This window comes from candidate division KSB1 bacterium, from assembly GCA_016214895.1.
In the GTDB taxonomy this organism is placed as follows: domain Bacteria; phylum Electryoneota; class RPQS01; order RPQS01; family RPQS01; genus JACRMR01.
In genome coordinates this window covers 18,549-29,742 of the sequence record JACRMR010000021.1, presented here as the reverse complement: position 1 = coordinate 29,742, position 11,194 = coordinate 18,549, and the positions used below count along the sequence as shown (strand labels likewise).

At 60.7% G+C, this 11,194-nt stretch carries 10 protein-coding genes; all 10 read right to left on the bottom strand.

Going from position 1 to position 11,194, the window contains the following annotated elements; genetic code table 11:
• Positions 1–499 precede the first annotated feature (499 nt).
• The 10 genes from HZB60_11720 to HZB60_11675 all read right to left on the bottom strand — a co-directional run bounded on the left by HZB60_11720 (position 500) and on the right by HZB60_11675 (position 11,162).
• Positions 500–1,141: an undecaprenyl diphosphate synthase family protein gene (locus HZB60_11720; protein MBI5060436.1), complete on the bottom strand. Its 642-nt coding sequence runs from the start codon at positions 1,139–1,141 to the stop codon at positions 500–502.
• A gap of 146 nt (positions 1,142–1,287) precedes the next feature.
• Entirely contained in the window at positions 1,288–2,103 is an 816-nt protein-coding gene (locus HZB60_11715) for a polyphosphate kinase 2 family protein (GenBank protein MBI5060435.1), read from the bottom strand.
• Between the two features lie 395 nt (positions 2,104–2,498).
• A complete protein-coding gene (locus HZB60_11710; GenBank protein ID MBI5060434.1) occupies positions 2,499–3,725 on the bottom strand; it encodes a hypothetical protein in 1,227 nt (408 codons plus the stop codon).
• A 410-nt stretch (positions 3,726–4,135) separates the two neighbouring features.
• Positions 4,136–5,410, bottom strand: a complete 1,275-nt coding sequence (locus HZB60_11705; GenBank protein ID MBI5060433.1) for an amidohydrolase — start codon at positions 5,408–5,410, stop codon at positions 4,136–4,138.
• A 60-nt stretch (positions 5,411–5,470) separates the two neighbouring features.
• A complete protein-coding gene (locus HZB60_11700; protein MBI5060432.1) occupies positions 5,471–6,745 on the bottom strand; it encodes a peptidylprolyl isomerase in 1,275 nt (424 codons plus the stop codon).
• A gap of 1 nt (position 6,746) precedes the next feature.
• Positions 6,747–7,565, bottom strand: a complete 819-nt coding sequence (locus HZB60_11695) for a peptidyl-prolyl cis-trans isomerase (GenBank protein MBI5060431.1) — start codon at positions 7,563–7,565, stop codon at positions 6,747–6,749.
• A gap of 64 nt (positions 7,566–7,629) precedes the next feature.
• Positions 7,630–9,369 carry a peptidylprolyl isomerase gene (locus tag HZB60_11690; GenBank protein ID MBI5060430.1) on the bottom strand — a complete coding sequence of 580 codons (1,740 nt, stop codon included), beginning with the start codon at positions 9,367–9,369 and terminating at the stop codon, positions 7,630–7,632.
• A gap of 130 nt (positions 9,370–9,499) precedes the next feature.
• Positions 9,500–9,964 carry a DinB family protein gene (locus HZB60_11685; GenBank protein ID MBI5060429.1) on the bottom strand — a complete coding sequence of 155 codons (465 nt, stop codon included), beginning with the start codon at positions 9,962–9,964 and terminating at the stop codon, positions 9,500–9,502.
• Between the two features lie 239 nt (positions 9,965–10,203).
• A complete protein-coding gene (locus tag HZB60_11680; protein MBI5060428.1) occupies positions 10,204–10,677 on the bottom strand; it encodes a hypothetical protein in 474 nt (157 codons plus the stop codon).
• 155 nt (positions 10,678–10,832) lie between these two features.
• Positions 10,833–11,162 (bottom strand): hypothetical protein, encoded by a 330-nt coding sequence (locus HZB60_11675; GenBank protein ID MBI5060427.1) that lies wholly within the window; start codon positions 11,160–11,162, stop codon positions 10,833–10,835.
• Between the last annotated feature and the right edge of the window lie 32 nt (positions 11,163–11,194).

Genomic DNA, 11,194 nt, shown 5'->3' with positions numbered 1-11,194 from the left:
GAGACCAAACCCGAAGTTGTTGTTCCTGCTCGTTCGTGAGCTCAATGACCGGAGCGTGACGCATAATTTCATCCTCCTCTCTGGAAGATGAAACGCACAACCTCGCAATTAGTTGCAGCAACTCCGCAACACTACACTAGACACCTTTCCTTCGTACTCCCGATTCTTGGCGTACTAATTGAAAAACTAGATTGGCTGAGAAAGCGGCTGAGAACTGGCCATTCGTCGCGCACTGTCTTTGCGAGTTGAAAGAAGTTGCGAGGATGAACGACGTCTACCCTCCGCCGCGTGTGTGATGTTCTTGGAATACTGTGCGCTGCGGGGCGGGTTGGTTTGGCCGACCTTGTGTCGGTCACCCAATGCTGCGGGAACTTCGGCGCAATCGAGGCGACGTATCGTGCAAAATCGGCAGAACTGAACGGCGGAGGAAGTTCCTTTGGAAAATACCCATCTCTTATTAGTCTTACAAGGTCTATCATGCTCTATGGAATTGTGTCATTCACCCCCCCAGCGTCACATCCTGCTCCTGATACCACTCCAGGGCCTCAAACAGATGATCCGGCTTGAAGTCCGGCCAGTAATCGTCGATCACGTAGAAGTCCGCGTACACCGCCTGCACGGGCAGGAAACCGGAGAGCCGCCGCCGCCCGCCCCAGCGGATCACCAGATCGAGCCGCGAAACATCCGACGAGCGAATGTGATTCACGATATTCTTCTGCGCGGGATCGGCGCTCTTCAGCAGATTCAGATCCCACTCCCAACCGTAATTCACCAGAAAGTTCACCTTCAACCCGCCCGCGCCGAAGGTGGTCCGCTGTGTAAACGGCAGCAGCGCGCGCGGGAACATCGGCGACTCCGTATTACCGACCACCAACAGCTCGGAGTCTTCGCGCGAAATAATCTCGACCGCGCTCACGCAGGCTTCCGCAAAGGCAATCCGCTGTTCGGCGGAGCGCTTGGTATTGTCCGTCGTGAAACCGTAAGCGGAGACCTCTTTGATGCCCACCTGCCGGCAGAGCCGCAAAAGCTCCAGACCGGGAGCCAGCCCGAGTTGGTATCCCTGCTCCTTGGACATCCCGCGCGATTCGGCCCAGCGCCGATTGCCGTCAGGGATAATGCCGACGTGATTCGGAAGTCGCATATTTTCAGTGGTAAGGCTGCAGCCAGTCGGACCGTGAACTTGACAATATAACAATTACCATGCAGAGTTGGAAGTCCCGGCCAAACAAATCCCCCCCGGCCGGGCCGGAGGGGAGGGGAGCTGCAACGTTCCAATCGGCCGGTCGCTCAGACCACCTTGAGCTTCGAGTAGTCCACACCGCTGACGACGGGGAACTTGGGGTTCATGCCCTTCAACGTTTCGTAAACAAGCCGCGCCACCACATAATCCCGATACCATTTGTGATTGGCCGGAATCACGTACCACGGCGCCGGCTTCGTGCTCGTCTCACGGAACAACAGCTCGTACGTATCCATGTACTTCGACCACAACCGGCGCTCTTCGAGATCGCTGATGTCGAACTTCCAATGCTTGTCCGCATTCCCCAACCGCAGCTCCAGCCGCTTCTTCTGCTCACCCTTCGAGATGTGCAGAAACAGCTTGATGATCGTGGTGCCGGTCTCGGTCAACAGCTTCTCAAAATCAAGAATCCGCTCTACCCGCGAAGCCAGCAGCTTGCCGTCCAGACCATCATGAACCTTCGGCCAGAGCACATCTTCATAGTGCGAGCGATTGAAGATTCCGATCATCCCGTGGGCTGGCACCTGCGTGTGCACCCGCCAGAGAAAATCATGCGCGCGCTCGATCGGCGTCGGCGCCTTGAACGAGGTCACCACACAGCCCTGCGGATTCACCCCCGACATGACCTGCTTGATCGTGCCGTCCTTGCCGCCCGCGTCCATCGCCTGCAACACAATCAGAAACGACTGCTTGGCCTCCGCATACAGCTTGGTCTGCAGCTTCTTCGTCTTAGAAATGTATTCTTCAACCTCCCGCTCAGCCCGCAGCCGCTCTTCCGCCGTGTTCTTGAATCCGTTCAGATCGTCCGGATTGCGATCCGAAAGCTTGATCTTGTTGTTGGAACTGACCAGATACTCTTTCATGAGGCCTCACTCGGCGATAGGTTCGGGTTGACGAGTTGCGCATAACCGAGCCGGCTGCACGGCTCCTATTCGCTTTATCGGCAAGTCCTGCCGAAAGTTGAGGAATTCGGGGGGCAATCGACCCCCATCTAACTTCCCCCATGACATGGGGGAAGGACCCGATCCGATTCCGGCGGGGTGAGGGCACCCCGCTCGGCGGAGCCGGCAAGATTCCGGCAGGGACGCAGTCCCTGCTCGGCGAGGACCCCCATCTAACTTCCCCCATGACGTGGGGGAAGGACCCGAGGCCGATTCCGGGCATGTGGAGACACATGCCGCGGCGGAGCCGGCGAGATTCCGGCAGGGACGCAGTCCCTGCTCGGCGACGCTGCGCGAAGACGCGCAAAGCCGAGTGATTACCAGATCCACTCCAGCGCTTCCGGCATCACCCGCTGCCAGTTCCCCCAACTGTGGCCGTCGGGCAGATAGACGGCCTGATAATCGTAGCCCTTTGCTTCCAGCACCGCCTCCAGCCGCTGCTGTGCAGTGACCATGTTCACACCGCCGCCCAGATCGGTCTCGTAGGTGCCCACGTTCAGGTAGAGCTTCAAGTCGCGCTGCGCGTTCACGCTGATCGAATCCATGATCGCATCACCATTCCAGGAGAAGTATCCCGACTGTGCGATGCAATACTTGAAGAAGCCGCTGCCCTGCCACGCCAAGTACAGCGCGCCCAGCCCGCCCGATGATTCGCCGACAATCGCGCGACCCTCACGAGTCGCCAGTGTCGCATAGGTCGAGTCGATGTGCGGGATCAGCTCCTCGGCGAAGAACCGCACGTTGTTCAGATTCATGTGATACTCGCCCGTGCGATTCACCGGCGGCACCATCACGACCAGGAACGGAGCGAGGCGGTCATGACCGATCATGTGGTCCGCGATGGTCATGATCCGGAGCAGATTCTTGTAGTCGTTGCCGTCGAGACAGTAGAGCACGCGATAGGCCCCGCTCGTGTCGTAACCCGCGGGGAGATAGACCGTAACTGTGCGATCGTTGCCGAAGATCGCCGAGTGCATCGAGAATTGTGCGCTGGTGCCGTGCGCGATGCTCGTGTCGGTGGCGGCTTCGACCGGGATGCGGAACGCGGGCATCCAGAATTGCGAGTTTGGTCCGAACCCGCCCGTCATCGTACGCGGGTTGAGCGGATCGAGTATCCAGTTCGTGCCGTTGTACACGATCTTGTAGTCAAACCGCGCGTTCTCCTCAAAGCGCTTGACCAGATAGAACAGCGTCGTCCCGTTCAGCCGTTGCATCTGGTACGCGCCATGGCCCGGATCCCAGCCGTTGAAATCCCCGGCCACGGAAGCCGTGTTCGCCGTCGAGCGATATAGAAACGCCGCCGTGCCGAACGCGCTGTCCGGCGCGACGTGGGTCGGCGGAATCCCCAGCGGCGTCCAATAGGCAATGAAGGAATCCACCAGCGCCGTACGTGCGTTCACGTCCGTCGTCTCCGCCTGGGCCAAGAACTGCTCAAAGGTCCAGAGCGTATCTGACGAAACCGGCGCGTAATCCCGGTCGGATTCCTGGCACGAGGTCAGCGCGGCGAGGATGATGACGAGCGTGAACGGGAGGAGGTAGTTCATGGGTGGGGGTGGTACGCGGGAATTTTATGAAGATCAAGACAGCGGCGAAAAACGTTTTTTGACCAAACAAACTACCTTAAGCCATGATAATCCTGATGTTGGGCGGTTTCTGCGGTAGCCTGATTGAAGTCGGTTTGAAGAAACACGGTTGGTCTGATGGGCAGTTCACGGACATAATATACTAAATTTTTATCCGATTGTCAAGTGATTTGTTTAATAAATGCGTTATCGCTTGAAGGAAGTCCGGCTCGGCAAAGACCCCCATCTGACTTCCCCCATGAAATGGGGGAAGGACCCGATCCGACCCGATCCGATTCCGGGCATGTGGAGACACATGCCGCGGCGGAGGCTGAAAGATTCCGGCGGGGTGAGGGCACCCCGCTCGGCGGAAGAGGGGGAGAGCTGAACTGCTAAGGTAACTCGGATGAGATGAATGCTAATTCCGTCAGGAGCCGCACGCCCCAGTCGAGAGCCGCCGGATGGATCGTGAACCTGCTCGTGTGCAGCGGCTCGCCGCCCAGTGAGTCTTGGGCAATACCCAGCCGAAAATACAGGCACGGAGTGTGGACGGTATAGTAGGCGAAATCCTCCGAGGTCATCGAGGGAACGCCTTCCGCAAAGGCGCCCGCAGGCCAGACCTCCGCCAAACGAGCCGAGATCTGTGCGGCGAGTGCGGGGTCGTTGCGGGTCGGCGGCGGGCCTTGCTTGAAACTCAGGTCAGCCGTGACGCCGAAGGCTTCCGCGGAATGTTGAACATAGCGCTCGACAAGCTGCCGAATCGTCAGACCGGAACTGGTCAGCGAATCGCTGGGAATCCGTGAGCGAATCGTCCCTGCCATCTGTACATCAGGGCTGAGCACGCCACCCGTCGTCGAGTCCGAACCGTACTGGAATCGCGAAATGCTGATAATACACGGCGTGCGCACCACGTCAAGCTTGCGCGACGGCAGCGCGGCCAGACCGGTGACGATCTCGCAGGCGGCGGTCAGCACATCGTCACCCTGATGCGGCGTCGCCGCGTGCGAGCCGCGTCCGGATACCGTGAGGCTGAACGGCGTGTTCGCCGCGAGCGCAGCCCCCCTCGCCAGTTGAATCTCGCCGACGGGCAACCCCGGCGAACTGTGCAACGCAAACATGCGGTCAATCCCCAGGCTGTCAATCACTCCCCAGTTGACCAACTCATTCGCGCCGCCGGGAGCTTCTTCGGCCGGCTGAAACAAAAAGACGACCCTGCCCGTCAGGTCGTCTTTTCGCGCATAAAGGATGTCCGCCGCGCCGATCAGCATCGCCGCATGGGCGTCATGACCGCAGGCATGCATGAGTCCCGAACGTTCGGTCTTGTACGGCAAGTCCGTGCTGTCAGTTACACCCGAAACCGCATCCAGCTCGGCCCGCAAACAGGTCACGGGGCCCGGTCTGCCCGTTTCCAGAATCGCAATGACGGCCGTCGGCAGCTGCTCGACGGCGTAAAACCTGCTGAGTCCGATCGCCCGCAGTTCCTGCCGAACCCGCGCCGCCGTCACGAACTCCTGCTTGGCGATTTCCGGATGGCGGTGGAAGGTCCGGTAAAGACTGTCCACTCGCGGGTGCACCCGCCGGATTTGATCGTCCAGATTCGCCGGAAGTTCATCCCCGCAGGCGAAGGTTGACAGCACCAGCACACCGATCGCGAAGAGGGCTATCACAGGCTTCCTCACTTCCTTGCGACGTCCGCCAATGCCGCGAGCGGGGGATCGGGAGATCGTCTATTTCACTTCGATAAACGTCTGCGCGGCAAGTTCCTTGACCCACGACTGAATCACTTCGTCCTGCTTCTTGGCCACGGCCATGCGCTGAATGCGGTCATAGTCGTCGGCGAGGGAAATCTTCCGCTTGTACACGCGGTCGGTTACCATCAGCACGTGCACGCCGAACACCGTGCGCACCGGAACGGCAAGCTCGCTCTGCTTCAAGTCCTTGACCGGGATGGCGAAGTCCTGCGGCAGCTCATCCGGCGCAAACCAGCCCAGATCGCCGCCCTTGGCCGCCGTCTTCGCATCCTGCGAGTACGACTCCGCCAGCTTCGCGAAATCCACGCCGCTCCTGACCGCCGCAATGATGGAATCCGCCCGCGCCTGCGTCGCCTGCTCGTCGGCCGGAGTCGGCTCCACGCGGAACAAAATATGGTTCGTGTTGATCTTCTCGCCGACACGCTCGTTCAGCTTGATCAGGTGTACGCCGAAGGGCGACATCACCGGCGCGGACACTTCGCCGGGATCTAAATTGTAGGCCACGGTCTCATATTCCGTCACCAGATCGCCGCGACTGGTCTGCCCCAGCTTGCCGCCGTTGGCCGCCGTGCCCGGATCGTCTGAGAGCTGCTTGGCATAATCCTCAAACGGTTGCTTGCCTTCCACCACCAGCGTGCGCACCGAATCCGCCTTCGCCAGCGCCGCCGCCCGCGAGACTTCCGAAATCTGGTCCTGCAACAGAATGTGCGCGATGCGCACGCCGTCGCGCAGTTCGGGAATCGAATCCTGATACATCTCCCAGAACTTCTGCACCTCGCTCTGACTCACCTGGACCGCCGCGAGCTTCTTCTCCTTCACGCGGTCAATCAGCATCCCCTCTTCGACCAAGACGCGGAACTGCCGCTTGATCCGCGCCAGCGGCATGCCATAGTAGTTCTCCAGCTTCTCCTGACCGCCGGCTTGATCGATCAGAGTTTTCACGCGACTATCCAGCTCGCGGTCGATCTCCTTGTCGCCCACCATGATCGTGTCCGCGTGCGCCTTGGCCAACAACACCTTCTGGTCGATCAAGTCCTGCAGAATCTGGGATTTCAGCGTGGCAATTTCGGCTTCGGAGAGCGCGTCCAGATTGGCCTGCGTGCCGACCTGATACTGCACGTACTGGAAAACTTCCGAATCGAGAATGATCGCGTCGTCCACAATCGCCACGATCCGGTCGATCACCTTCTGGTCCGCCGCCCACAGCGACGACGTGCACACGATCAGCGCCAGCAAGACGTATTTCAGCATTTCAGCGTTTCTGCGTTTCCGCGTTTTCGTTCAAGTAAACTTCCACCGGCCAGCGCGCCTTCAGGTTCGCGATCAGCGAGTCCTGCCGCGCGTGACTCTGCTCCACCAGCAGCCGATCCGTGATCTCGCCCTTGACCACGCGCAGGTCAAGTACCGTGCCCGCCGGATAGGCCTCGGTCAAACGCATGATGCGATAGCCATCATCCAGCGGCTGCGGCAGCGAGAATCCGCCCGGAGCCAGTTGCTCCAACTCCGCCGCGAGACCCGGCTCGAGCTCGCGCCGGTCCGCCAACCACTTGCCCAGCGAACTCACGGTGCCGCTGCTCAAGCGCGACGAGTCGCCGTGAACCAATTCGCCCGCGAATTGCGCCAACTCCCGCCGGTCCGCGCTCCAGTAGAGTTCCAGTAGATAGGAGTCGCCCGCCCGCAGGAATTCGCTGCGATGAGCCTGATAATAGGCCGCGATCGTGCTGTCGGCCAGCGGCACGGTCGGCGCGGCGGACAGGAGCCGCGACCGAATCAGCTCAGCCTGTACCGCCGACATCCGTGCTCGAATCTGCGGGTCCCGGTCCAACTTCAGCCGCTCACCCTCCAGCTGAAACAGCGTCTGTTCGGTCCAGGCGTTCACGATCCGCCACTGATCGATGACCTTCAGGGAGTCGTAGGGCCGGCCCGCAAGCTCCGCCGCGGCCGCACGGGATAGTTCCTGCCCGCCCACGCGTGCCAGCATGTCTGGTCCCGGCGGGGATGAAGAGCAGCCCAGCAGGAGCCAGCCCAAGCTCCAAATCGCCGATCCCAGATTGCGTAACCGAGGCCGCATAGTGTGCTCACCCAGTAAGAAGCGAAGACGCGAAGATACGAAGTGCGATCCGATGGCGTGCTGCTTACGGCTCGCGGGCGATCTTCTCCGGACCCTTTTCCAGCGGCCAGACCGCCGCGAGCTTCAGCGAATCGGGCTTCAGCGGATGCTTGGACAATACGGCCTCCTCCAGTGCCTTCGCCGCGGCATCGGTCATCGCCTGACGGCATTGCCGTCCGGCGTCCGCCTTGGACTCTTCAAAGACCTTGGTCCGCGACGGCTGCACACTCAGAAGCTGAATCACCGAGAAATTCTTCCCCGCCTTCACGAGTTCGGAGACATCACCCGGCTGGGCCAGCCCAAAGGCGGTCTTGCCGATCGCCCCGAACCGCTTCTCTTCAAACGGCCCGATCCGGCCCGTATCCGGCTGCGTCGATTCCTTCTCGTTGAACTGCTTGGCCAGCTTCGCGAAATTCTCGCCCTTCAGCGCGCGCTCGCGAATCCGCGCGGCCTTCGTCGAGTCGTTCTTGATGAAAATCTCGCGAACCGTGCGCTGCTCGGGCTGAATGAAGTTCTCCAGATGCGAATCGTAGAACCGCCGCACGTCCTCGTCCGTCGGATTCACCTTGTCGGTGATCTCTTCCTTCTCGAGTAAGCGAATCACCGCCGATTTGATTTGCTGCTTCACCACCGGGTCCTGTTTGGCTTCCTTCAGCAGCCCCTGCCGCTCGCACTCCGCTTCCAACAGCTTCGGCTCGACAATCGAGGCGACGATATCTTCGGTGGACTTGGGATCCTCCCAGTTCACGCGAAAGGCGTTCGTGCCGACCTTGCCGATGAGATCGCCGAGCGTCGCGCTGCCGCCCTTGAACGTCGCCGCGGCCAGCTGCTTCTGCTCCGCGGTAAACACCGGATCGAGGGCCTGACTCTTGGGCACGCTCGGATCGGCCAGCCGCTTGCGGAAGAGCTCCAGATTCGCCTGCTCCAGTTTCAAACCGGACTTCTCGCGCAGTTGCGCCACGTACTCGCGGGCCGTATCGTTCAGCTTCTGCCCCTCGATTTCGCGCAACTGGTTCTTGATCGTCTCTTTCATCTCATCGAACGGGCGACGATCGGCCACCGGCCGCCGCTCTTCGATCAGCAGCAGGTGATAGCCGTACTGCGTGCGAAACGGTGCCGTCGGCTCGCCGAGCTTCGCGGCCCAGGCCACCGTCTGGAATTCTTCCACCATCCGGCCCCACTGGAACCAGCCCAGATCGCCCGAATCCGCCGCCGTCGTACCGTCATCGCTGAACAGCTTTGCCGCCGCCTTGAATGACAGCCCCTGCTTGATCGCCGTCGCGATCGAGTCGATGCGCTGCTTGGCCCGCACGCTGTCCGTGGCCGAGGAATCCACCGGCGCCACCTTCAGCAGAATGTGACGGCCGTGCACCTCCTGCGCCGATTTGTCGTAGAACTCGCGCGCGATCTGATCGTTCACGACCTTGTCCATGATCTCCTTCTGATACAGGAGTTCCAGCGACTTCTGCTTGGCGAACTTCTCGACATCTTCCTGCACTTCGGGGCGCTGGGCGATGCCGCGCGACTCGCCCTCGAGGTATTTCGCGATGCCCAGCGCGTATTCATGCAAAAACTTCTCGCGGTCGGCATAGGGGCGCTTGGCCGCATTCTGCTCGCCCTTGAAGCGCTCGACCATCGCCGTCTTGAATTCGCCTTCGCGAATCTTCTCGCCGCCTACCGTGGCCACCACCGGCTCTTTGGATCCGCAGCCGGACAGGACCACCAACATTGCCGGTACCAGACAGTACCGAATGATCTTCTTCAACGCCATCTCCAGATATATGAATTGGTTTTGTGGTTGGATGTGTGCGCGCAGCTCACCAATGCTGCTCCCCGCCCGCACCGTCCCTGATGCGGGTGGAGCGCCGGGACCGGGGACGGTCCCGGCCAGTAGTCTATGAGTTGCCCCGTGACAGATAGATCGGATAATCCGTGCGCGCCGGGACGCCGCCCGCCTGCTGCACGACCGTGGCGATCTGGCCGCGATGATGGGTCGAATGATAGCCGACATGGGCCAGCAGATCGGTCACCACGCGCGTCACCTGCTCGCCGCGCGAATTGCGGAAGTGCACGAACCCGAGCACCCCTTCTTCGCTGAGTTCCAGCAGGTAGTTCTGCCAGTTCTCCGCCACGCCGTCGATCAACTCCGCGCACTCGTGAAACGTCGGCAACGGCCGCTGGTGCAACGGCGCACCGTCCCGACCATTCAGCACTTCAAATACGAACAGCTGCGCGATCAGCAGATGGCCCAGCAGGTCCACCGCTTTCGGCGGCACCGTCGGGCAAGTCGCCAACGATTCCAGCACCTGCCGGTTCGCCCAGTGATCGTAGTCGAGCTGTTGTTGAAAATAGAGTTTCATAGGAGTGCAAGCTTCTCCCCCCACTCTGTGGGGGGACTATGAGCCTATCCTGAAATAGCAGAACTGTGCGGCAACGCGGCTTCAGCCCGTTGTCTGAGCTGAATGTCAAGGGGCTAAAGCCACCTTGCCTGGCCGAAATTAGCAGCCAACCCTATTTCGAGATCGGTCTTACTGGGGGGCGGGATCTGATTTCAGCGTTTTCGAAAAGTGATGACTGGTAGTAATCGGGCGTCTGCCCGCTATCCGCTTCCGGAATTTCCCCCCCGCACCGCCCGCCATCCGATCATCCCCACCAACAACACGCTCACCACCCCATATTCCAGCCCCGAAAAGTCGGCCAGGCCGCGCCACTCCGTCACCACCATGAACAGCAGCCAGATCTTCAGGCTCAACACCCAGGGACTCCGCACGACCGGCCGCAGAACCGTCAGCAGTCGCGACATCGCCGCCGTAAACGGCGGGACCACGCCCTCATAGCGCACGAGCCGGTAGAGCCGCCAGCCCCCCGCCAACACCGCCGCGGTCGAGCTAATGTCAAGGGCCAGCCGCACCTGCGGCGTTCGCGCAAGGGCATAATAGCCCGCCCAGCCCGCAAGGAGTAATACGAACACGGAGAGCGAGACCAGACGCCGTTTGCGATCCTGCACAAACAGCGTATAGACTCCGCCGAATGCCGCGCCCAAACTCAACGTACTCGCTACCGGACAAGCCATCGAGGAAAAATCGAAAATTGAAAATCCCAGGTCCCAATCCCGAGTCAGACTCCGGCCGGGAGTGCCCTAAACCCGTAATATACAAGAATCCGGGCAAACTTGCGATTCGCAACCTGCTCCGACATGGCAACATCATTTGTCACGTGTTTTATTCCTTACCCCTCATTCTTCATCCTTTCGTCAGCACCGGCTCCTGCACCCCCGGCGCCAGCACCCGCAGAATCCAGCCCGCCGCCAGCAGGCAATCCGGTCGCCCCGATGCCCTTACGAACCCACACCTCCCGGGGACTCGCTGGCTCGCCGGTCTTCATCCGCAGCACTCCCCCGGCTTTCAGGGCTGGTCCGCGTCGTTCGTAGTACTCGGCCAATCCGAGGTCACCGCAACCGTTCGGCAGATCGAACGGCTCATCGAGCATCACCGCCGCGAACGCCTGTAGCCGTGTATTCGCAATCCGCCGCGCGCAAGACCCTGACCGCCAGGCCAAACAGCGAGAGCGAGCGGTCGGATCTCGAGCTT